Source organism: Microbacterium pygmaeum (assembly GCF_900100885.1).
Taxonomy (GTDB): domain Bacteria; phylum Actinomycetota; class Actinomycetes; order Actinomycetales; family Microbacteriaceae; genus Microbacterium; species Microbacterium pygmaeum.
Map to the genome: position 1 here is coordinate 3,635,087 of NZ_LT629692.1, position 23,059 is coordinate 3,658,145.

Consider the following 23,059-nt stretch of genomic DNA (forward strand, 5'->3'; position numbering starts at 1 on the left):
GATCGATAGGGTCCGCACAGGTTCGCGACACGGAACCGACATCTCGGTTTGATACCGTCAGAACTTCGAAGAGAGCGGAACGACCGTCCGGGTCGTCCGTCCGACTGGGGCTTCGAACGCACAGAGAGAGCGCGATCTTGTCGAGCCGATCCGCCGTATTCCGCCGCACGCGACGCCGCAGCATCCGCATCGCATCCGTCTCCGCAGTCGCGGCGGTGACGCTCCTTCTCGGGGCGTGCGCCGCCCCGTCCGCCCCGATCGTCGAGGAGACGGCCACGCCCACTCCGACCGCCACGGCCTCCGGCCCGCTCACGATCCCATCCATGATCGCGATGCCCGCGGAGAGCCCGACCTTCGAGACCATCGGACCCGTCGAGGCGGTCGCAGACGAGACGGCGACGCAGGTCGCCTACATGAGCGGCGGCAAGCGCGTCACCGCCGTGCTGCGGACCCCCCAGGGCGACGGACCGTTCCCGGCCGTCGTCGTCGTGCACGGCAGCGTCGACCCTGAGGACTACGACACCGGCACCGACCTGATCCCCGAGCAGCGCGCGCTCATCTCGAGCGGCTACGCGGTGCTCGCGGTCGACATGCGCGGGTACGCGGACTCCGACGCCGCTGACGCCGACAGCCTCGAGGTCGACCCCGGCTTCGGCTGGATGACGGTGCTGGATTGGGGAATGGCGCTGGACGTCGTCAACGGGCTTCGCGCGCTGCGCGACGGTGCGGCACCCGAGGTCGATCCCGAGAACGTCGGACTCGTCGGGCACTCGCTGGGCGGGCTGCTGGTGCTGGATGCCGCGGTCATCGCCCCCGGCGCCTCCGACATCGTCGTGGCCCTGGCCGCGGCACCGTCGGACTTCAAGGAGGCGATGGACGCGATCGAGGCCGAGAACCCCGGCGCGATGGACGAGTTCCTCGGCGAGGACACGGATCCGGCGCAGCTTGCCCAGTATTGGGCCGACATCTCCCCTCGGACGTTCTTCGACCGCGTCACCGAGCCGCTGCTGATGATCCACGGCACCGACGACGATTCGACGTTCCCCGAGTGGTCGCAGCAGACGGTCGACGCATGGCAGGCGACCGGGAACCCGGCGGAGATCGTGCTCATCGACGGCGGTGACCACCACTTCAAGCCGCGCCGCGACGAAGAGGTCGGCATCACGATCGCCGCGCTCGACGCCGTGCTGCGCGACTGACGGGCTCGCGCGCCCGATCCGGCGCTACCAGGCCCAGAGGGCCTGCAGCGTCGCGCGCTCGTAGTCGTTCACCGTCTGCACGCCCATGATGTCGGCCGCGCTCCAGTCGGCCACGCCGGTGTCGACCGTCCACGTTCCCGACGCCGGGTACTGGGCATCGACCGGCCCGTAGCTGATCCGCGTGTTCTGCACGTCGGTGAAGCCCATGCGCCCGATCGCGCCCGAGACCACCGAGTCGTACAGCCGCACATCGGGGCAGCCGCCGGCGAACGCGTTCGGGTCGCCCTGGTAATCGCCCGGCTGGAGCGGGTAGATCCGCCACGGCAGCTGACCGCCCAGGATCAGGCTGTGGTGGTACTCGGCCCGCTGCAGCTTGTCCTGGAGCAGCTCGGTCGCGTTCGACGAGCCGTAGTCGACGCAGTCGACGGTGATGATCGGGCCGAACGCACCGGTGCCGGTGCCCTCGAGCTGGATCGTGTCGCAGTGCGCGTCGCTGCCCTCGGGTTTGATCGACGGTCCGAACACGCAGCCGTGCCGGCTCAGGTTCGTCATCTCGAAGGTCTCGGTGGGCCGGACGGCGCTGGTGTCGTCGGCGTTGCGGCGGAATCCGAGCACGAGTTCGTACAGGGCGAGGTTGCGACCGCCGCGCGTGATGCTCATGCCGTCGAAGCGGCTCCAGCCGACCTGGATGTCGACGCAGCGGGTGAGGGCGAAGCCGCCGGCGCTCTCGAAGCCGAAGAACGACAGCCGTGCGCACTGGTCGAAGCGCGCGCCGGCGTCGGCGATCTGCACCGTGCCGAAGCCGTCGCGGGGCACGATGAGCACGTTGCGGCCCCACGTCTGGTTGCCGACCTGGGCGAGGGCCGGCGTGGCCGACGAGGTCCAGCCGCCGCCCGACAGCGTGCCCGGCGCGACCCGGATGACCACCCCCGCCATCACCTCTTCTGCGCTCAGCGTCTGCACGCGGCGGGCGATGTCGACCCAGTCGCAGCGTGCGTCGATCTCCAGCGCCGCGACCTCACCGGGCCACGGCACCTCGGCGGGGAAGTGCGTGCCGTTCGGACCGTACGACGAGCTGACCCCGCGACGCGTCGACGTGCCGGGCCTCGTCGTCGGCGTCGGCGTGGGCGTCGGCGTGGGCGTCGGCTTTTCGGGGGCGCACGCGACCGCGGCGAACCCGGTGGCCGCCACGATAGAGGTACCGAAGAACGCCCGGCGACTGAACGGACGCGTCATGAAACCTCCACAGAGACGAACCTCCATCCTGCCTCAGCGCGCAGAACGCGCCAAAGCGCGGACGCCCTGTGGCTCAAGGATGGCGGGAGTCGTCGCCCTGCGGATCTGCGGTCTTCGTCGTGGTCGATGCCGGCGCGGTTCCCGCGTCCGCGGCCGCCGCGGCCGCCCGCCGTGCGCGGCGAGTCAGCTCCTCGGTCTCGATCAGACGGTCCTCGTCGGTCTTCTGCTCCTCGTTCGCCGTCTCCGAGAACGTCTCGGTGTTGGCGAGCTCGGCCGCCATCTCCTCGGTCGTCTCGGCGTCGTCGGCCGCGGCATCCGTCTTCGCCGGACGCGCTTTCGGAGCACGGATGCTGCGCACGAAGCCCAGCAGCTTTCCGACGTCGCCGCGGTAGCTCTTGAGCAGGAACAGGGGCGAGATGATGACCAGCGATCCGACCATGCCCACGATCACCTGCACGATCGCGATCGTGTCGATCACGAGGTGGGACGCACCCCACGATCCGGCGAAGGCGAGCACGGCCATGATGGCGGGGCGGATGATCGGCAGCGCCACATCGCCGGGCCGCACGAACGTGCCGCGCATGGCGAAGCCGAACCCGGGGACGAGCAGGATGAGGCTCAGCGCGCCGTAGGTCAGCACGAGGCCGGGCAGCCCACCCCACCAGATGCCGAAGAAGAATCCGGCGATCACGATCGGGCGCGCGACGAGGTCGTAGACGAACTGGCGGTGCGAGTGCCCGAGCGAGATGTACAGCCAGGTGCGGAGCCGGCCGATCGCCTGGGCGAAACCGGCGATGGCCAGCAGGCTGAACAGCGTCGCCGCCATCTCCCAGCCGGGACCGAGGAGCAGGCGCACGAGCGGCTGCGCGACGCCGGCCGCCACCGCGTACGTGGGCAGCGTCAGGTAGCCGATCACCAGGGCGGCGCTGCGGATGTACCGGCGGTAGCGATCGCCCTCATCGCGGAGCGCGCTCAGGACCGGCAGCGCGACACGGCCGAGCGGGCCGTTCATCTGCTGCAGCGGCAACAGGAACAGCGCGTACGCGCGTGAATACTGACCGAGGGCGGCCGGGCCGAGGGTGGCACCGATGATGACGTTGTCGAGGTTCTTCTCGGCGTAGCCGAGCAGCTCGGCGCCGAAGATGCTGCCGCCGGTGCCCAGCAGCGGCCAGGTCTCCTTGACGATGCGCGGTGGGCCCCACTTGGGGCGCACGAGCGACCACAGCACGACGAGCCGGATGATGAACTGCGCACCGGCCATGATGACGAGCGACCAGAAGCCGGCGCCCAGCAGCGCCGCCACGATGCCGGCGACCACGCCGGCGGCCATCGTGGAGATGTCCAGGCTCGCGAGCAGCCCGAAGCGCAGGTTCTTCGTGGCCATGGCCTGCAGCGGCATGACGAGGCCGCTCAGGAACACACCCGGCGCCATGAAGAGGGTGATCGCGACCAGGCGCGGCTCGTTGTAGAGCGCGGCGACCAGCGGCGCCGACAGCGCGACCGCGACCGAGAGCACGATGCCGATGAGGGCCGACACCCACAGCAGGCTCTTCCACACCCGGTCACTGAGGTTCTTGGCCTGGATGATGGCGCCGGTCATGCCGAAGTCGCGGACGAGTTCGGCGATGCCCATGATCGAGCCGACCATCGCGATGAGACCGAAGTCGGCCGGCGTCAGCAGGCGGGCGAGCACCACGGTCGAGAGCATCTGCAGGAGCGCGCGGCCCCACAGTCCGCCCATCGTGACCGCGACGCCGCGCGATGCCTTGTGGGCCAGGTTCTGGGTACCGCTCACGTCGTCTGCTCCCGCGTGGTGTGGTCACGGTTCCACGAGATCGATGCACGGCTGCGCAGGAGTCGCGCGGCCCTGCGGTGGGCCGTGAGGTAGACCGCGGTGTAGACCGCGAAGCCAGCCCACAGCGACGGCCGGCGCCAGACGCGCGAGAGCAGCGACCGAGCGCCGCCCACCGAGGTCGCCGGCGGGGTGAGCTCGGGGAAGCGCACCGCGAGCTCCTGGTTCCCGGCCGCGATGCGGGTGTTGCGGCCCAGCAGCGCGCGCAGCGTGCCGGGCGCGTGCACCGAGAAGGTGAGTCCGGCCGGCGTGAAGCGCTCGTGCGGGGCGAACAGCCGCTGCACGTACAGGTCGTCGGCGATCACGTCGGGAAACTCCTCGAAGCGGGCCCGACCGGTGGAGCTGAGGATGTACACGCCCGAGCCGATGTGGCCCGACGCGCGGTAGTCGGTCAGCGCCCACACCCGGTAGTACTGCCGCACCCACCAGGAGCGCGAGGGCAGCACGATCATGCGCGGCGCGGCGACCAGGGCGCCGACCTCGTCCATCCGGCCGGCGATCTCGGTCAGCACGGCGCCCGAGACGATCACATCGGCGTCCACGTAGGCGACCGGGTAGGCACTGACGTCCGCGGATCCCGCGTTGAGCGCCTTGATCTTCGAGCCGTGCTCCAGTTCGAGCACCCGGACGGTCGCAGCCACGGCATCCGTATCGAAATCACGGGCGATCTCCGCGGTCCGGTCGCTGCAGCCGTTGGCGACCACGACGATCTCGGCGTGCGTGTCGACCAGGGCGGTCAGCGCGCGCTCGATGACGGTCGCCTCGTCGTGCGCCGGGATGACGACGGAGATCGCGCTCATCGCACGCCCGCCGGAGACTTCTCGGCCTTCGGGATCTTGGACTTCGGCCACGTCTCGGATCCGTCGGTCATCGCCCACGCGGCGACGCCCAGCAGGATCGTGAGCATCAGGAACGCCTGCATGAACGAGAAGGCGTCGTAGAAGTACGCGCCCACCGCGTAGCCGAGCGTCGATGCGCCGATCGCGAAGGTCAGGAACACCCGGCTCTGCGGCGCCGTCGAGGTGAACGAGAAGCGGATCAGGCGGTACACCGGGTAGACCAGCAGCGCGATGAGCCCGATGACGCCGACCACACCGGTCTCCATCGCCGTGCCCAGCCACTGGTTGTCGAGGATCTGCGCGTTGGCATTCTCACCGACGACCACGCGGGTGGCCAGGCCGCTGCCGAACCAAGGCTGCTGCGAGAGTTCGGCCAGGGCGGGTTCGACGTCGGCGAGACGGCCTTGACCTGCCATCCCGATGCTGGAGAACTGTCCGGCGATCAGCCCCTGCACGTCGAACAGCGAGAGCACGGTGGTCTCGACCAGCTTCGGCAGCACCAGACCCGTGATCAGCGCGAACGGGAGCCCGATCACGAACAGGATCCCGGCCAGTCGCGGCCTGAGCAGCAGCGTGTACAGGAACATCGCGCCGAGCACGACGACGCCGGTGCGCGAGACGGCGCTCAGCAGCCCCAGCATCATCATCGCGAGCAGGATCGAATACAGCGCCTTGCGGTTGAACGGGTGCTTGGGCCAGGGCCCGAACTTCATCAGGTAGATCCCGATCGGCACCAGCATCGTGAACAGCACGGAGAGGGCGATCGGATGCTGCGACGAGGCGTACGAGCGGTTGCCGCCGGCGCGCACCGATTCGGCGTCATCGCGAAGGAGCTCCAGCGGCAGGAAGTTCTGCAGCTGCAGGAAGACGTTGAAGTGGCTGATGCGTTCGAAGAACGCGAAGATGCCGACAATGGCGCCGGCGATCACGAGGAACGTCAGCAGCGTCAGCACCTGCTGCTCGCTGCTGATCAGCTGGCGGACGATGACGGCGACCGAGAGGAAGAACGTCAGCTGGAACATGTTCGAGAAGCCGCCGGTGATGGCACCCGACTCGGTGACCGAGACGGCGTTGTACATCAACGACGCGAACATGGTCCACAGGAAGATCGCGAACGGCCAGCCCCAGACGATCGGCTTCCAGACGAGCTTCCCGCTCCACAGGCCGATGACGATCGCGACCAGCAGCACGCTGATCAGCACGCGATACGGCTCGAGGGCGAAGCCGACGTCGATCGGCAGCGCGTAGCGGCGGATCGGGACGAACATGACCACCCCGGCCAGCACGAGCAGCATGCTCGACCAGCGGAACACGATGCCGCGGAAGACGTAGGCGGCTGCCGCGATCAGCAGCACGCCGCCGGCGATCATCGGATCCAGGAAGATCACCGCGAGCAGAACGACGGCCGCAAGGCCCAGCGCGATCAGGATGTCGTTGCGCAGACGCCTTCTGCGCGCGGCGCGGTCGACGGTCTCGGCGCGCTCAGCAGGCGCGCCGAGATCCGGCGACGGCGAATCCACTGTCAAGAGGTCGGCCATGAGCCGACTCTCAGTCGTTGTGCGAAGCGTCCGCGGGCGCGCCGGCGAAGGCGTTCACGGATGAATCGACACGGGGGGCGCGAGCCCGACGGCGGGCAGAGCGCGCCGGCGCGGACTCGTCGAGCGGAGCCGATGCACCGACCGGCGCGAGCTCGCGGTCGTCGGCGACGGTGAACTCGTCCGCGTCGGCCGGGGCCGAGGCAACCGCATCGTCCTCGTCGGCCGAGTCCGTGTCGTCGTCGCTGTCGTCGGGCTCGCCGTTCCTGGTACGGCGGCGATCGCGGACGGCCTCGAGGATGAGGGCTGCGGCGACGAAGAGCAGGAAGACGCCGACGGCGACCACGACGACCGGGATCGCGGGGTTGCTGCCTTCGCCCTCGTCCGCGACGGGCACGTTGAGCACGTCGAGGTTCAGGCGGATGTCCTCGGCGACGCCGAGCTCGTCCTGGCTGGTCGTGACCATGGTCTCGAAGGCGGTGGTGGCCGCAGTGGCGAGCTCTTCGGCGCGATCCGGCGACAGCGCGGTGGCCGCGATGTCCAGAAGGGGCAGCGTGAGGCGGCCCGGGAAGGTCTCGTCACCGGTGGGCTGCGTCGTGCGGCTCACGGCGGCGATCGCCTCGCCGTCGCTGAGCTCGCCCACGACCGACTCGACGTCGGCGGTGATCTGGTCGGACGAGGCCAGGTAGGCCAGGACGATCGCGTTCGAGGCGAGGTTGATCGGCGTGGACTCCTGCACGATCAGCTCCTGCGCGGCAGCCGGATCGCCGGCAGCCGGCAGCGCCTGCGTGACGCCGGGCACCTCGACCTGGAAGTACTGCGGGTTCGGCGAGGTCAGCAGCACGGTGCCGGAGGCGGTGTAGACCTTGTCCGCTCGCGGAACGATCTCACCGTTCTGGATGGTGAAGCCGGCGAGCAGGCCGGCGATGATGGCGACCACTGCGCCGATAATGAGAAGGACCTTCTGACGCAAAAGGCGTCGAAGGTAAACAGGCTGATCCATCGTCGAGATTCCCCAATCCGAAACGTTCCCCAAATCGTTCGGCTTCGCTGGCTCACGACTGTGGACGGCACGCTCATGACGCTTGGGCCAGTGACGCACGTTCCCCCGCAGTCCAGCGCATGGCGATGCCGTTGTGAAGAGTCTACCTTCACACGGTTTTGTTGCCGACGTGTAACGGTATGCGAAACAGCGGGGACACAAATGGGGCTCGACTTGCATCACTCGCCTCGACAAGGGATTCTGAAGTCGGGGGCCTGACTTCGCGGATGCTGTCTTGGGGATGCATCACTGACGCGTGACTCCTGTGTACGTGCCACGCATTTGGGGAAAGGCCATGGACGTGATTCCGTCGTACGGGGAAGACGACGGGACCGCTTCGACAAGCGGTCCTGCGCTGGAGCGCGTGTGCCTGATCCTGTGCACCCGCGACCGTCCGGCCTACCTTGCCGAGGCGCTGGCCACGATCCGGAAGGTCCTGCCCGCGGCGATCGAAGTCATCGTGGTCGACTCCGGGTCGACCTCCGACGAGACCGCGCAGGTCGTCGCCGATGCGGGAGTGCGCTACGTCCGCTCCGACATTCCCGGTCTCTCCATCGCCCGCAACGCGGGGCTCGCCGCCACCGAGCGCGAGTTCGCGATCTACACCGATGACGACTGCCACGTGCAGCCCGGCTTCGCCGAGCGCCTCGTCGCCCCCTTCGCCGCCGACGGGGTCGGAGCCACGACCGGCCGCCTCCTCGACATCGCCGACGATCGCCCGGCGCCGGAAGCGGCGCCGAATCGGGTGCTCTCGCGGACGAATGAGGGACTGGATGCCGGACACGGCGCCCTCATGGCCTTCCGCGTCTCACTGCTGCGGAGCCTCGGCGGCTTCGACCCACTGCTGGGCGCCGGCCGCCGCTTCGGCGGCGCGGAGGACCTCGACGCGTTCTGCCGCATCCTCGCCTCGGGCTCGACGCTCGTCCAGGTGCCGAGCGCGATCGTGCGCCACGTCTTCACGCGCAGCGACGCCGACTACGTCACCCTCAACCGCGCGTACGGCCTTGGCATCGGTGCGATGGCCCGCAAATGGGTCCGCTCGACCGGCGCCCCCGGCAGGTCGCTGACCGCTCTCGCCGTGCGTCGCGCTGCTGTGCGATACGTGCGCCGCTGGCGCAGCGCGCGCACTCGCGCGGGTCAGGCCGCCTACCTGCGCGGCTTCGCCGACGGGTTCCGCGAGGCCGCCCGCATCCCGCTGGACGGGCTGCGGTTCCAGGACGTGCAGCCGCCCGCGGCGGTGGCCGCGGCATCCGCCACGACTCCGACCGGAAGGCCCCTCTCGTGAGCAGACTCGCCGGCGCAGCCCGGTCGTTGATCGACCCGCGCACCTACGCCCAGGCGTTCCGTCTGCTGCACTTCGCGTCGTACTCGCACGTGCAGCAGGTGCGGCTCCTGAATCGCGGCGCGAACGTGAGCTTCGCCCCCAACGTGTCCTTCCGCAACGCGGAGCGCATCACGATCGGCGAGGGCTCGCACATCGGCGAGCACAGCCTGATCTGGGCGGGCAATTCGACCGGCCGGATCGTCTTCGGCAAGAAGTGCCTGCTCGCGCCGCACGTCACGATCACGGCCTCCAACTACGGCATCGAGCCCGGCGCCTACGTCATGGATCAGCCCAAGATCGAAGAGGACATCCTCATCGGCGATGACGTCTGGCTCGGCGCGAACACCGTCGTGCTGGCCGGGGTGACCATCGGCGACGGCGCGATCATCGCGGCGGGGGCCGTGGTCACCAAGGACGTTCCTGCCGGCAGCATCGTGGGGGGCGTGCCCGCCAAGGTGATCTCCTGGCGCGACCCGGCCCTGGCGAAGCAGGGCACCGCATGAGCGTGGCACCCGGCGAGCGCGTCGCTGTCATCATCGTCAGCTACAACACGCGCGACGAGACGCTCACCTGCGTGGAGAGCCTTCGGACAGCGACCACCCGGCCGCTCGAGATCGTCGTCGTCGACAACGGCTCGGTCGACGGCAGCGCCACCGCGCTGCGCGAGGCGTTCCCGGACATCACCGTGGTCGAGGCGGGCGCCAACCTGGGCTTCGCAGCCGGCGTGAACCTCGGCGTCGAATCCTCGACCGCCCCGTGGGTGCTGCTGCTGAACCCCGACACCGTCGTGCTGCCGGCCGCGGTGGACGCGATCGTGGCGTTCGCCGAGCGCAATCCCGCGCACGGCGTCTACGGCGGGCGCACGCTGCGCCCGGACGGCACGACCGATCCGAGCTCGTGCTGGGGGCGGATGACCCTGTGGTCGCTGACCAGCTTCGCGCTCGGCCTCAGCACCGTCTTCAAGCGATCGCGGCTGTTCGATCCGGAGTCGCTCGGCACCTGGCAGCGCGACACGGTGCGCGAGGTGCCGGTGATCACCGGCTGCCTCCTGCTGACCTCCCGCGAGGACTGGCACCGCATCGGCGGGATGGACGAGCGCTTCTTCCTCTACGGCGAGGACGCCGAGTTCTCCGCACGGGCGATCGAGCGCGGGATGCGCCCGGTGATCGTCCCCGAGGCCACCATCATCCACGCTGTCGGCGGGTCCACCTCCTCCAGCGGCCGGAAGATGGCGATGGTCATGGCGGGCAAGGCGACGGTGCTGCGCACCGCGTGGAGCCGGCCGGCCGCAGTGATCGGCGTGGGTCTGCTGCAGGCCGGTGCCGCGCTGCGGGCCGCACCGGCGATCCTGCGCAAACGCCCGGACAGCACCTGGGCGGTCGTCTGGCGTTCACGGAAGGCCTGGCGGGACGGCTACCCGAAGGCTCGGCAGACGATCTTCGGCCAGCAGCCACCGGCGAGCGGGTCGCCGAGCCAGAGCGCCGCTTCCTCTTCGCCCGCGCCGTCCGCCGAGTTCATGCAGATCTGGGAGGAGGGCTACCTCTCCCGGCGCAGCTCGTACGAGGTCATGCACCTTCCGTACGTGTTCGTGCTGGACGGCGAGCCCCTGCGCGACGCCGAGGGCAGGATCGACCGCGACCGCATCCGCGACTACGTGGCGCGGACACTGGCGAGCACCCCCACGTTCCGCCTGCGCCTGCAGCGACCGCTGCTCGGACTCACGCCGCCCGCGTGGGTGCCGGACGACGACTTCGACCTGTCCCGCCACCTGTGCTTCGCCTCCGAGATCGTGGACTTCAAGACCGCCGACGTACGCCGCCTGGGCGGCGAGGGCGACCCGTATTTCGACCTGCGGCATCCGCTCTGGCGGGTGAAGGTCACCGAGCTGGCCGACGGTCGCGTGGCGCTCGGGCTGCTCACCCACCACTCGATCGTCGACGGCAAGACCGGCGTGGAGACGGTCAGCGTCATGCTGCGGGCGGATCCGGCCGAGGAGCTGCCGGAGCCGACCGATCCGTTCGCCGGATTCCGCCCGGCACGGCGGCTGGAGTTGCCCGTGCTGGCACTGCGGCAATGGCGGGCACGACATGCGAGCAGCCTCGCGGCCCTCCGCGCGTACGGCGCCAAGCCGATCCGCCGACGTGCGCGGCGGGTGGCGGCGCGCCTCTGGCTGCCGTTCCGGTTCGACGACGGCGGCCGGCTCGCCGGCGACGGCCTGATGCCGCCGCGCCACTCCGACTTCCGCAAGCTCGATCTCTCATCGGCCAACAAGCGGGCGCGAGGCCTCGGCGGCTCGCTCAGCGACCTGCAGATCGCGGCCGTGATGAGCGCCTGGGACGGCGCCGAGCGTGAAGTGTCGCTGCGCATCCCGGTCTCCCTGCACACCGACGGCGAGCGCCAGATCCGCAACAACGTGCGCGACGTCGAGATCTCCGGCAACGCCGACCACGAACTGGGCAGCGTCGTCACCTCGGTGCGCGGCCAGCTGGCCGAACGTGCGGATCCCCGCGTCGGGAAGGCCGCGACCGGTCGGCAGATCGGCACCAGCACGATGCTCATCTTCGCCACGTCGGCGAGGTACTGGGCCGGGGCCGAGGTGCTGCACGTCGTGCCGTTCCCGGGCAGTCTCGGCACCGACGAGCTCTCCTCGTCGGCGATCGTCTACGGCCGCTCGCTCTTCGTCAGCGCGACCACACCTGCTTCCGGAGACGTGCACCGCGCCGCCGGCCGCATCTACGAACTCATGTCCGGACTGCCCGACACCGGGCGCCCCTGACTCCTGCACGACACCCTCGCCATCGTCGACCCTCCGCAGGTTCGACAGCACACGGAAGGATCCACCGAATGACACACACGCGCATCACCCTCGTCGACGCACTGCGTCAGAACGCCCGTGAGCTCGGCAACGAGAACGGCATCCTGTACTACGACGCACCGGACAGCTCGCAGTACCGCGGGTTCGCCGACCTCGACCTGCGCGCCCGCACGATCGCCGACTCGCTCGCCAAGCGCGGCTACACCCCCGGCCAGACCGTCACGATCGGCCTGACCAGCGGGCTGGATTGGGCGGATGCCGCGTGGGGCGTGCTCTACGCGGGCCTCGCCCTCGTGCCGGCGCCCGTGGCCGGCTACGGCACCGGAGCGGCACTGGGCGAGCGCGTCGCGGCGATCGCGCGCTCGGCCGAGGCATCCGTGTTCCTCACCGACAAGGCCGTGGTCGCACGGCTGGGCGACGCCGCCTCCGACCCGGCCCTGCCGGCGCTCCTGCTGGAAGACCTCATCGCCGAGGGCGACCCCGAGACGTGGACGCCGCCGGCGATCGACGGCGACTCGCTCGCCTACCTGCTGTTCACGTCGGGTTCGACCGGCGACCCGAAGGGCGTCATCGCCACCCACGGCACGGTCCTGGGCACGGCGAACGCCGCCGCGCAGCTGTGGGGCACCGACCCCACCGCCACGCTGGTCGGCTGGAGCCCGATGCACCACATCATGGGCCTCATGCTGCAGGTCATCATCCCGGGTGTGAGCGGGGCGAAGGCCGTGGTCACCTCGACCGAGCAGTTCCAGCGGCGCCCGATCACCTGGCTGCAGCTCATCAGCAAGCACAAGGGCACCTCGACCGCAGCCGGCAACTTCGCATTCGCACTGGTGACCCAGCTCGTGACCGACGAGCAGCTGGCCGAGCTCGACCTCTCCAGCCTCCAGGTGATGTTCTCCGGCAGCGAGCCGGTCCGCCCCGAGACGGTGCGCGCCTTCCTCGACCGTTTCGCTCCGGCGGGCGTGCGCGAGGACATGATCGCCCCGGTCATGGGCATGACCGAGGCCAACCTCATCTCGGGCAAGTTCCCCGGCGAGGCCATGGTGATGCGCAACTTCGACGCCGCCGGCATCGAGGCAGGCAGGCTCATCCCCGCCGAGGGCGAGGGAAGCGTCTCCTGGGTCTCGTGCGGCCGCCCCCAGGAGAACACGACGGTCGTCATCGTCGACCCCGACACCTTCATGCCGGTGCCCGACGGCACCGTCGGCGAGATCTGGGTCGCCTCGCCGATGGTCTCGCCCGGCTACTTCCGTCGCCCCGACGCGACTGCCGAGACGTTCGGCCGGTCGCTGCCCGGATCCGACAAGTCGTTCATGCGCACCGGCGACCTCGCCGCATTCCTGGACGGCGAGCTGTACGTCACCGGGCGCCTCAAGGAGATGATCATCGTCCGCGGTAGGAACCTGTACCCGCAGGACCTCGAGGCGGCCTCCCGCCAGGTCTCCCCCGCCGTCGGCATCAGCGCCGCCTTCGAGCTGCAGGGTCACCCGTCGGTGGTCGGCATCGTGCTCGAGTACAACGAGGAGGCGCTGGCCGAGTCCGGCGACACCCTCGACGAGCTGGCCGCTTCGGTGCGCGAGACGCTGATCAAGCGCAGCTCGCTGCCCTCGCTTGCGGTCGCCTTCGTGAAGGAGAGCACGCTGCCCCGCACGCCCACCGGCAAGGTGCGACGCACGCCCACCCGCACCCAGATCGAGCAGGGCGAGCTTCCCGCCGTGCTGTCGGTCGGCTTCGCCGCGCTCGAGGCAGAGGCCCGGTAGTCCGATGAGCGACATTCCCGAGACCCTCGTCGACGCGCTGCGCACCACGGTCGCGCGTCACGGCAACGACCGCGGCGTGCGCTACTACGCGACGCCCGACTCGTCGGTGTACCTCGGCTACGCCGACATCGACCGCAACGCCCGCGCCATCGCGACAAGCCTGGTCGCGGCGGGGCACCAGGTCGGCCAGACGGTGCTGATCGCCGTCTCGCCCGGTCTCGGCTGGACGGAGTCGGTCTACGGCGTGCTGTACGCGGGTCTCGGGTTCGTCCCGGCACCGATCTCGGGCTACGGCCCTGCCACCGCCGTCGCCGAGAAGGCGGCCGGCATCGGCCGTTCGGCCGAGGCGGTGCTGTTCCTCACCGATCGGGCGGCGCTGGAGAAGCTGGGCGGGTCGCTTCCCGGCTTCGAGGAGTCCACCGTGTTCGTCGAGGATCTGCTCGCCGAAGGGGATCCGGATGCCTGGGTCCGGCCCGACATCGACGGCGACTCGCTCGCCTACCTGCTGTTCACCTCGGGTTCGACCGGCGACCCGAAGGGCGTCATCGCGCCGCACGGGACGATGGCCGCGGCATGCTTCGTGAACCGCGCGTTCTACGGCGACGTCGACGGCGACTCCACGGTCATCGGCTGGGCGCCGCTGCACCACATCACCGGCCTCTCGATGAACATCCTGGTGCCGGCCACGATCGGCGCGCAGGCGGTGGTCACCCCCACCGAGCAGTTCCAGCGGCGTCCGGTCTTCTGGCTGCAGCTGATCAGCAAGCACAAGGGCACCTTCACCGCCGCGGGTAACTTCGCCTTCGCGCTGTGCACGCAGCTGGCCACGGACGAGCAGATCGCCGAGCTCGACCTGTCGAGCATGCGCGCGCTGATCTGCGGCAGCGAGCCGATCCTGCCGCAGACGATGCGGGCCTTCATCGAGCGTTTCGCGCCGGCAGGACTCGGCGCCGACGTGGTCGCGCCCTCGATGGGCCTGACCGAAGCCGGCCTCATCTCGGCGAAGTGGGCGGGCGACCCCCTCGTGATCCGCCGGTTCGACGTCGCGGCCCTCGAGGCCGGCGTCCTCGTCCCCGCGGAGGGCGACGGGACCGTCGAGTGGGTCTCCTGCGGAACCCCCTCACCGGAGACCACCGTGCGCATCGTCGACCCGGACACCCTCGAGGTGCTCCCCGACGGCAAGGTCGGCGAGATCTGGGTGTCATCGTTCATGGTCTCGCCGGGATACTTCCAGCGGCCGGATGCGACGGCGGAGGCCTTCGGCCTCTCCCTCCCGGGCGACGATCTGCCCTACCTGCGCACCGGCGATCTGGCAGCGACCCTCGACGGGCAGGTGTTCGTCACCGGCCGTCTCAAGGAGATGATCATCATCCGCGGGCGCAACATCTACCCGCAGGATCTCGAGGCGCTCGCCCGCACCGCCTCGCCGGCCGTGGGCATCTCCGCGTCGTTCGAGCTCGCGGGCCACCCGTCCGCGGTCGGGATCGTCCTGGAGGTCTCGCAGGAGGCGCTCGACGAGTCCGGCCAGAGCGTGGACACCGTGGCGACCGCGGTGCGGGACACGCTGCTCTCCACGGCATCCCTCCCCTCCGTCGCCGTCGCGATCATCCCGGAGAACACCCTGCCCCGCACCGGCGGCGGCAAGGTGCGCCGCGGCCCGACCCGTCAGCTCATCGAAGCCGGCGAGCTTCCCACCGTCCACTCGAGCGGATTCCGTCCGCCCGTCTCCGCCTGACCTGCCCACGAAGAAGGATCACCACGACATGACGGATTCCCCCACCGGCGTTTCAGCCCTGCAGCGCACCGCCGCCGACTTCGGCGACGAGCGCGGGATCACCTACTACAGCTCTCCGGAGACCACCGAGTTCCGCGGTTACACGGCACTCGACCGGCGGGCGCGGACGATCGCTCAGGCGTTGACGGCTGAGGGCATCGTGCCCGGCGACCGGGCGGTCATCGCCCTCAGCCCGGGACTCGCGTGGGCCGATGCGCTGTACGGCATCCTGTACGCGGGGGCCGCCTTCGTCCCGACCCCGATCGCCGGGTACGGCACCGGTGCGGCGCTGGCCGAGCGCATCGGCGCGATCACGCGCGCAGCCGAGTCATCGGTCGTGATCACGGATGCCGCGGTGCTGGCCGCCCTCGGCGAGGAGGCCGCTTCGCTCGGCGCGCCCATCGTCGTGCTGGAAGACCTGGTCGCCGCGGGCGACCCCGACGCCTGGACCGAGCCGGCGATCGACGGCGACTCGATGGCGTGGCTGTTCTACACGTCCGGCTCGACCGGCGAGCCCAAGGGCGTCATCGGCACCCACCGCGGCCTGATCGCCACGGCCGAGGCATCCATCGAGCTCATCGGCGCCGAACCCGGCTACGTGGTCGCCGGCTGGCTGCCCCTGCATCACGCCATGGGCTTGCTCCTGCAGGTCATCGTGCCGGTCACCAATGGCGGATCGGCCTTCCTGTCCACCACCGAGCAGTTCCAGCGCCGCCCGATCTCGTGGCTGCAGCTCATCAGCCGTCACCGTGCCGACGTCAGCGTCGCGGGCAACTTCGCCTTCGCCCTGTGCACCCAGTTCGCCACCGACGAGCAGATCGCCGACCTCGACCTGTCCAACCTGAAGGTGCTGGTCTCGGGCAGCGAGCCGGTGCGCCCCGAGACGGTCACCGCATTCGTCGAGCGCTTCGCCCCCGCCGGGCTCGACCCCGACACGATCGCCCCCGCGCTGGGCATGACCGAGGCGATGCTGATCTCGGCCAAGCCGCTGCACACGCCGTACGTGATCACCCAGGCCGACACCGCTGCGCTCGAGCGCGGCGAGCTCGAACTGGCCGGCGAGGGCCCGTCGACCGAGCTCGTCTCGTGCGGACACTGGACCGACCAGACCTCAGTCAGAATCGTCGACCCCGACACGCTCGAGCCGGTCGCCGACGGGCAGGTCGGCGAGATCTGGATCGCCTCGCCGATGATGTCCCCCGGGTACTTCCGACGACCCGACGCGACCGCCGAATCGTTCGGCCACTCGCTGCCCGGCGACGACCGCTCCTACCTCCGCTCCGGCGACCTCGGGGTGGTCCTGGACCGCGAGCTCTATGTCACCGGCCGCCTCAAAGAGGTCATCATCCTGCGCGGCCGCAACATCTACCCGCAGGACATCGAGGCGGCCGCGCGGCTGGTCTCGCCCGCGGTGGGCGTCGGAGCCGCGTTCGAGATCGAGGGCCACAGTGCGCCGGTCGCGCTCGTCCTCGAGGTGAACGCCGAGGCGCTGGCCGAGTCCGGAGAGGATCTCCAGTCCCTCAGCAGCCGCGTGGCCGACACCGTCACCGCGAAGTTCTCGCTGCCCGGTGTGATCGTCCTCCCCGTCGCCGAAGGGGACGTCCCCCGCACCGCCACCGGCAAGGTCCGTCGCCGCCCGGCCCGCGCCCAGTTCGACGCCGGCACGCTCGAGATCCTCGACGACGTCGCCGCTCCCGCTTCCTGATCCGCACACCGACAACCACCCACCACCACAAGGAGGACGCCATGTCCGAAAGCATCACCTCGGAGTCCGCAGCCGCCGTGTCGGAGTCCCCCGTCGCGCTCTGGCTGATCGACCGGATCCGCTTCTACGACCAGGTCGACGCCGAGACCATCACGCTCGACGCACCGCTGACCGACCTGGGCCTGGACTCGATCTACGTCCTGACGCTCTGCGGCGACATCGAGGACACCTACGGCCTCGCGATCGATCCGACGTTCTTCGCGGACTACGCGACCCTGGGCGAGCTCGCCGACGGCCTGAGCGCGCGCATCGACGGCAAGTGACGCTCCTGCACGACGCGCAGCCCGGCGTGACGGCGACCGACGGTCGCTGGCACGCCGGGCCTGCTGTCGTGCACTGGCGTTTCGGCACCATCGGCGCGTCGGATGACGCATCCGCGCTCGGCCGGAGGTGGCTGGAGGATCTGGTCGGCAGCGCCGACCTCTTCCCCTGGCGGGGCCTGCGCAGTGCGGGCCCGTGGCGCAAGCCGCTGCTGGTCGGCGCGCCGGAGGCCGACGCGAGCATCTCGCACAGTGGTCGCTTCCTGCTGGCGGCCGTCACCGTCGGCGCCGCCGTCGGCGTCGACATCGAAGCGGCGCCGTTCACCGCGTTCGACTCCCCGGCGCTCCAGCGCCGCATGTGCTCCCCGGCCGAACTCGAACGCGCCGCCGCCCTGGAGCCAGACGACCGACGCCGTTGGCTTGCGAGCGTCTGGACGGCCAAAGAAGCCGTGACCAAGGCATCCGGCCATGGCATGGCCACCGACTTCCGCACCCTTTCCGCAGACGCCGCCCTTCCCGATGCGGAAGCGGATGCCGCGGCCCACCTCGCTCTGCTCGATCACGGCACCCCCGTGGTCGTGCGCCTGATCATCGAGCACTCCGCGACGCCCGTCGACGCGGAGCTTGCTCCCCTCTCCGCCTAGAAAGAACCCGATGGCCACCACCGACAGCGCTGCCCGAGTCGACCAATCGACCTCCCCTGCACCCCGCGGCCCGTACGCGGAGTTCATGCAGATCTGGGAGGAGGGCTACGTCTCCAACCACATCTCCGCCCGGGTCATGCAGCTTCCCGGTCTGTTCATCACCGACGGCAACGGACTGCGCCTGCCGGACGGCGCGATCGACCGTGCGAAGATCCGCGAATACATCGTCGCCACGATGGGCAGCCACGCCACGTTCCGCGTGCGCCTGCAGCGATCCTTCCTCGGGCTGTCGTCCCCGGCCTGGGTGCCCGATGAGAAGTTCGACATCGACCGGCACATCATCTTCGCCGACCGGGCCGTCGACTTCGCCACCGCCGATCTGCGGGCGCTCTCGGGCGACGAAGACCCGGTCTTCTCGCTCAAGCACCCGCTCTGGCGTGTGCGGATCACCCCGCTGACCGACGGCAGGGTCGCCATCGGCATCATGATCCACCACGCATCCACCGACGGACTGTCGGGCATGAAGCTGTTCTCCTCGATCAGCCAGGGCGGTCCCGACGAGGAGATTCCCGCGCCCACCGACCCGTTCGCCGGCCGGCGGGCGGCGAAGGCGTGGGAGCTGCCGTTCCTCGCGCTCTCGCAGTGGTGGGCGCGTCAGGGCTCCATCGGCGCGGCATGGAAGACGTACTGGACGAAGCCGCTGCTGCGCCGCATCCGCCGGGTGGCCGCTCGCATCACGCTCCCGCTGCGGTTCGGCCGCGGCGGCGCGGCCGCCCTGCGCGCCGCTCTGCCCCCACGGCATTCCGCCTACCGGATCACCGACGCGGCGCTCGTCGGCCGTCGGGCGCGCGAGCTCGGCGGCACCCTCAGCGACCTGCAGGTCTCGGCGATGATCGGCGCGTGGCCCGGCGCGGAACGAGTGGTGAGTCTCCGGTTCCCGGTGTCGTTCCACTCGGCAAATGAGCCGCACATCCGCAACAACGTCCGCGATATGGAGGTCTACGGCGACGCCGACGCCGATCTCGCCGCGACCATGACGCTCGTGCACCGGCAGGTGGTGGAGCGCGACGACTCCAAGCCCCCCGTGCCCGTCCCGGGCTTCAAGATCGGCTACAGCACCCTGCTCCCCTGGGTCTCGCGTCCGCGCTACTTCTGCGGGGCGGAGATGCTTGAAGTGGCGCCGTTCCCGGCCAGTCTCGGCGGCGACTCGCTGGCCGTGGCCGGCATCATGTACCGCGGCAAGCTCTTCGTCGGCGGCAACATGCCCGCCTCGCTCGACGTCGAGGCGACCATCGGGCGCGTCTACGAGCTGATGAGCGGTCAGCCCGACCCCGGCCGGTCGTGAGCGTCGAGACACGCCGGACACTGACCGTCGTCATCCCGTCGTATCGGCGGCTGGACCGGCTGAACGACATCGCGGATCGCTATCTCGACCAGGGCGCCGACGAGGTGGTGATCGTGCTCGACGGCCCGCACCCGGGTTGGGAGTCGGCGCTGCCCGAGCGCGAGGGCGTCCTCGTGCGCGAACTCCCCGAGAATCGCGGACTCGCCCTCGCGCGCATCGCGGGGCTGGAGGCGAGTTCCGGCGAGATCGTCCTCGCGGTCGATGACGACGTCGAACCCGGCCCTGGCCTGGTCGATCGGCACCGACGGTTCCACACCGGCGGCGACACGGTGCTGCAGGGCTATATGCCGGTGACGGTCCCGCGACCGCGCGGACGCGATCAGGCCCCCACGTACCTCTACGCCCGCGACTACGAAACGCAGGTCGACGGCTGGCGGCGCGGCGACTCCAGCACGATCCTGAACTCCCTGTGGGGTGGCAACGTCAGCCTTCCGCGTGACCTCTATCTGCGTGCCGAGCAGGTCAAACCCTCCGAGCGCCTCGAGTACAACGAGGACCTCGATCTCGGCATCCGTCTGCTCCGCCTCGACGCGACCGCCTCGTTCGACGAGCAGGCGCGCTCGTCGCACCACCACTCCCGCGGTCTGGACGCCTATCTGCGCGAGTGCTTCGCCCGCGGCGGAGCCGTCGCCGACCTCGAGAAGCGCTGGGGCGAGCGGCCGGCGCAGCTGACGCCGACGGTCACCATCCCCGCCGGGTACAACCCGGTGCTGGGGTGGGTGCAGCGCCGTATCGCCGCGCGCGATAGCGACGGGTTGGTGCAATCCGCCGTCATCGTGGTCTACCGGCTGTCGGGGATCATGCAGAATTGGCGGTTGCAGGATGCTTCGGCGCGTCTGCTGCGTCGCGCCCTGATCATGCGCGGCTATCGGCTCGCGCGCCGGGCGTGAACTTTCGCGAAACATCGATCTGCTAGAGATGACCGGGACTCCCGGGAGGAAAAACTACATGCGTTTGTCTGTTGTTGGTTGTGGGTATTTGGGTGCGGTGCATGCGGCTGCGATGGCTTCGATTGGTCATGAGGTTGTCGGGATTGATGTTGATGCGGTGAAGGTGGCTGCGTTGGCGGAGGGTCGTGCGCCGTTCTTCGAGCCTGGGTTGGGGGAGATCCTGTCGGAGGGGATCGCGTCTGGCCGGTTGTCGTTCACGACCGATATGGCTGCTGCGAAGGGCGCGGCCGTGCATTTCGTGGGGGTGGGGACCCCGCAGCAGAAAGACGGGTACGCCGCCGACCTGACGTATGTGCACGCGGCGGTCGATGCGCTGGTCCCGTTCCTGTCGCCGGGTGATGTGGTCGCGGGCAAATCGACGGTCCCGGTGGGGACCGCGGCGGATTTGACCCCCCGGGTGGCGGCGACGGGTGCGACGTTGGTGTGGAACCCGGAGTTCCTGCGGGAGGGGTGGGCGGTGCAAGACACCATCGACCCGGACCGGCTCGTGGTCGGCGTGCCCGCGGGCGACGAGGGTGCGCGGGCGGCGGACATCCTGCGGGATGTGTATCACCCGGCGGTGGGGAAGGGGACCCCGTTCCTGGTCACCGATCTGGCCACCGCGGAACTGGTCAAAGTCGCCGCCAACGCGTTCCTGGCCACGAAGATCTCGTTCATCAACGCGATGGCCGAGATCGCTGAAGTCACCGGCGCTGATGTCACCCAGCTCGCCGACGCGATCGGCCACGACGCCCGCATCGGCCGCCGGTTCCTGGGCGCCGGGATCGGGTTCGGCGGCGGGTGCCTGCCCAAAGACATCCGTGCGTTCTCCGCCCGCGCCGAAGAACTCGGCCGTGGCGAGTCCGTCGCGTTCCTCCGCGAGATCGACGCGATCAACATGCGCCGCCGCGACCGTGCCGTGGACCTCGTCGTCCAGTCCCTGGGCGGCACCGTCTACGGCAAACGCGTCGCCGTCCTCGGCGCCGCGTTCAAACCCCACTCCGACGACATCCGCGACTCCCCCGCCCTCGATGTCGCCGTCCGCCTCAAAGGCCTCGGCGCCGACGTCATCGTCACCGACCCCGAAGCGATCGACAACTCCCGCCGCATCCACCCCCAACTCGACTACACCCCCCACCGCGACGACGCCATCCGCGACGCCGAAGCAGTCGTGGTCGTCACCGAATGGGACGAATACCGCAAAGACCTCACTCCCCAACACGCCAGCACCCTCACAGCAGGGCGCATCATCATCGACGGCCGCAACTGCCTCGACGCCACCGCCTGGCGAACCGCCGGCTGGACCTACCACGGCATGGGACGCCCATAACCCCCGCATCCGCCCCCACTGAAACATCCCGTTCACGTCGTCTGGATACCTTCGAACAATGACTCAACCGTCCATCAAAGCCGTCATCCCCGCTGCCGGCCTCGGGACCCGGTTCCTGCCGGCCACCAAGGCGATGCCGAAGGAGATGCTCCCCGTCGTCGACAAGCCGGCGATCCAGTACGTCGTCGAGGAGGCGGTCGCAGCCGGCATCGATGACGTCCTCGTGATCATCGGACGCAACAAGAACGCGCTCGCGAACCACTTCGACCGGGTGACCGAGCTCGAGCACACGCTCGAGCAGAAGGGCGACCACGGCAAGCTCGCGCGCGTCATGGAGGCCAGCTCCCTCGCCGACGTGCACTTCGTGCGCCAGGGCGACCCGAAAGGGCTGGGTCACGCGGTGCTCCGTGCGCGCAAGCACGTCGGCCACGAGACCTTCGCCGTGATGCTGGGGGATGACCTGATCGATGCGCGCGACCCGCTGCTGTCCCGGATGATCGAGGTCTCGCTCGCGCAGTCGGCGACGGTCGTCGCGCTGATGGAGGTCGACCCGTCGCAGATCCACCTGTACGGCTGCGCCGACGTGGATACCACCGCGGACAGCGACGTCGTCAGGATCAAGGCGCTCGTCGAGAAGCCGAAGGCCGAGGACGCCCCGAGTAACCTGGCGATCATCGGACGCTACGTGCTCAAGCCCGAGATCTTCGACGTGCTCGAGCACACCGAGCCCGGCAAGGGTGGCGAGATCCAGCTGACCGACGCGCTGGAGGAGCTCGCCGAGGACGAAAGCATCGCGGGTCCGGTGCTCGGGGTGATCTTCTCGGGCCGCCGTTACGACACCGGCGACCGGCTGGAGTACCTGAAGTCGAGCCTGCTGCTGGCGCTCGATCGCGACGACCTCGGGCCGGCGCTGACATCCTGGCTGAAGGAACTCACTCCCACACTGGACTGAGGTCCTGTTTGTCCCCCAAAGTTCCGACATACAAGGCTCAGGCGACCGCTTAGCCTTATATCGAGGGTTCCCCCAGACCCCTCAATTTGCCCGTCGCGTGGCTCATTCGGGTTGAGCATACACACGATGGAAGAGCGGCCCACGGTTCCCCAGACCGCGGGCCGCTTCACTTTCCACCGCTTCTCTGCGCGCTTCTCTGCTTCTCTGTGTCTCTGCGCGTTTCTCTGCTTCTCTGTGCGGTTCTCTGCTTCTCTGCGCGGTTCTCTGCTTCTCTGTGTCTCTGCGCGCTTCTCTGCTTCTCTGTTTCTCTGCGCGCTTCTCTGCTTCTCTGTGTCTCTGCGCGTTTCTCTGCTTCTCTGCGCGCTTCTCTGCTTCTCTGTGTCTCTGCGCGTTTC

Annotated in this window: 18 protein-coding genes; 13 read left to right on the forward strand and 5 right to left on the reverse strand. The window is 69.6% G+C overall.

All coding sequences use genetic code 11. The features are described 5' to 3' along the window. Positions 1-137: 137 nt before the first annotated feature. Positions 138-1,199, forward strand: coding sequence for an alpha/beta hydrolase family protein (locus BLT19_RS17320; protein ID WP_091492928.1), 1,062 nt, complete (start codon positions 138-140; stop codon positions 1,197-1,199). 24 nt (positions 1,200-1,223) lie between these two features. Here BLT19_RS17320 and BLT19_RS17325 read toward each other — a convergent pair whose 3' ends face one another. From BLT19_RS17325 to BLT19_RS17345, 5 genes are all read right to left on the reverse strand, one after another. Further along, positions 1,224-2,435 (reverse strand): hypothetical protein, encoded by a 1,212-nt coding sequence (locus BLT19_RS17325; protein ID WP_091492931.1) that lies wholly within the window; start codon positions 2,433-2,435, stop codon positions 1,224-1,226. A gap of 73 nt (positions 2,436-2,508) precedes the next feature. Then, positions 2,509-4,230: a lipopolysaccharide biosynthesis protein gene (locus BLT19_RS17330; protein WP_091492933.1), complete on the reverse strand. Its 1,722-nt coding sequence runs from the start codon at positions 4,228-4,230 to the stop codon at positions 2,509-2,511. Then, the gene (locus tag BLT19_RS17335; protein WP_091492936.1) at positions 4,227-5,087 is read right to left on the reverse strand and encodes a glycosyltransferase; all 861 of its coding nucleotides are present in this window, start codon (positions 5,085-5,087) and stop codon (positions 4,227-4,229) included. The genes BLT19_RS17330 and BLT19_RS17335 overlap by 4 nt, the downstream gene beginning before the upstream one ends. After that, on the reverse strand, positions 5,084-6,664 hold the full coding sequence (locus tag BLT19_RS17340) for an O-antigen ligase family protein (RefSeq protein WP_091492938.1): 1,581 nt from the start codon (positions 6,662-6,664) through the stop codon (positions 5,084-5,086). Before BLT19_RS17340 ends, BLT19_RS17335 begins: the two co-directional genes overlap by 4 nt. Positions 6,665-6,674: 10 nt before the next feature. After that, the gene (locus tag BLT19_RS17345; protein WP_157681899.1) at positions 6,675-7,664 is read right to left on the reverse strand and encodes a hypothetical protein; all 990 of its coding nucleotides are present in this window, start codon (positions 7,662-7,664) and stop codon (positions 6,675-6,677) included. Between the two features lie 334 nt (positions 7,665-7,998). Between BLT19_RS17345 and BLT19_RS18060 the strand changes: the two genes are divergently transcribed. The 12 genes from BLT19_RS18060 (at position 7,999) to galU (ending at position 22,664) form a co-directional block, all read left to right on the forward strand. Then, the gene (locus BLT19_RS18060) at positions 7,999-8,988 is read left to right on the forward strand and encodes a glycosyltransferase family 2 protein (protein WP_091492943.1); all 990 of its coding nucleotides are present in this window, start codon (positions 7,999-8,001) and stop codon (positions 8,986-8,988) included. After that, the gene (locus tag BLT19_RS17355; protein WP_231917712.1) at positions 8,985-9,530 is read left to right on the forward strand and encodes an acyltransferase; all 546 of its coding nucleotides are present in this window, start codon (positions 8,985-8,987) and stop codon (positions 9,528-9,530) included. Before BLT19_RS18060 ends, BLT19_RS17355 begins: the two co-directional genes overlap by 4 nt. Then, the gene (locus BLT19_RS17360) at positions 9,527-11,803 is read left to right on the forward strand and encodes a glycosyltransferase (protein WP_091492946.1); all 2,277 of its coding nucleotides are present in this window, start codon (positions 9,527-9,529) and stop codon (positions 11,801-11,803) included. Before BLT19_RS17355 ends, BLT19_RS17360 begins: the two co-directional genes overlap by 4 nt. Positions 11,804-11,871: 68 nt before the next feature. Beyond that, a complete protein-coding gene (locus BLT19_RS17365) occupies positions 11,872-13,605 on the forward strand; it encodes a fatty acyl-AMP ligase (RefSeq protein ID WP_091492948.1) in 1,734 nt (577 codons plus the stop codon). A gap of 4 nt (positions 13,606-13,609) precedes the next feature. After that, the gene (locus BLT19_RS17370; RefSeq protein WP_091492951.1) at positions 13,610-15,340 is read left to right on the forward strand and encodes an AMP-binding protein; all 1,731 of its coding nucleotides are present in this window, start codon (positions 13,610-13,612) and stop codon (positions 15,338-15,340) included. A gap of 28 nt (positions 15,341-15,368) precedes the next feature. After that, positions 15,369-17,084, forward strand: coding sequence for a fatty acyl-AMP ligase (locus BLT19_RS17375; protein ID WP_091492954.1), 1,716 nt, complete (start codon positions 15,369-15,371; stop codon positions 17,082-17,084). Between the two features lie 41 nt (positions 17,085-17,125). Next, positions 17,126-17,407 (forward strand): acyl carrier protein, encoded by a 282-nt coding sequence (locus tag BLT19_RS17380; RefSeq protein WP_091492956.1) that lies wholly within the window; start codon positions 17,126-17,128, stop codon positions 17,405-17,407. Next, positions 17,404-18,048 (forward strand): 4'-phosphopantetheinyl transferase family protein, encoded by a 645-nt coding sequence (locus BLT19_RS17385; RefSeq protein ID WP_091492958.1) that lies wholly within the window; start codon positions 17,404-17,406, stop codon positions 18,046-18,048. The genes BLT19_RS17380 and BLT19_RS17385 overlap by 4 nt, the downstream gene beginning before the upstream one ends. A 10-nt stretch (positions 18,049-18,058) precedes the next feature. Then, entirely contained in the window at positions 18,059-19,393 is a 1,335-nt protein-coding gene (locus BLT19_RS17390; protein ID WP_091492960.1) for a wax ester/triacylglycerol synthase domain-containing protein, read from the forward strand. After that, a complete protein-coding gene (locus BLT19_RS17395) occupies positions 19,390-20,343 on the forward strand; it encodes a glycosyltransferase (protein ID WP_091492963.1) in 954 nt (317 codons plus the stop codon). Before BLT19_RS17390 ends, BLT19_RS17395 begins: the two co-directional genes overlap by 4 nt. A gap of 58 nt (positions 20,344-20,401) precedes the next feature. Continuing rightward, positions 20,402-21,712 carry a UDP-glucose dehydrogenase family protein gene (locus tag BLT19_RS17400; RefSeq protein WP_091484730.1) on the forward strand — a complete coding sequence of 437 codons (1,311 nt, stop codon included), beginning with the start codon at positions 20,402-20,404 and terminating at the stop codon, positions 21,710-21,712. Between the two features lie 58 nt (positions 21,713-21,770). Next, positions 21,771-22,664, forward strand: coding sequence for a UTP--glucose-1-phosphate uridylyltransferase GalU (gene galU / locus BLT19_RS17405; protein WP_091484734.1), 894 nt, complete (start codon positions 21,771-21,773; stop codon positions 22,662-22,664). Positions 22,665-23,059: the final 395 nt, after the last annotated feature.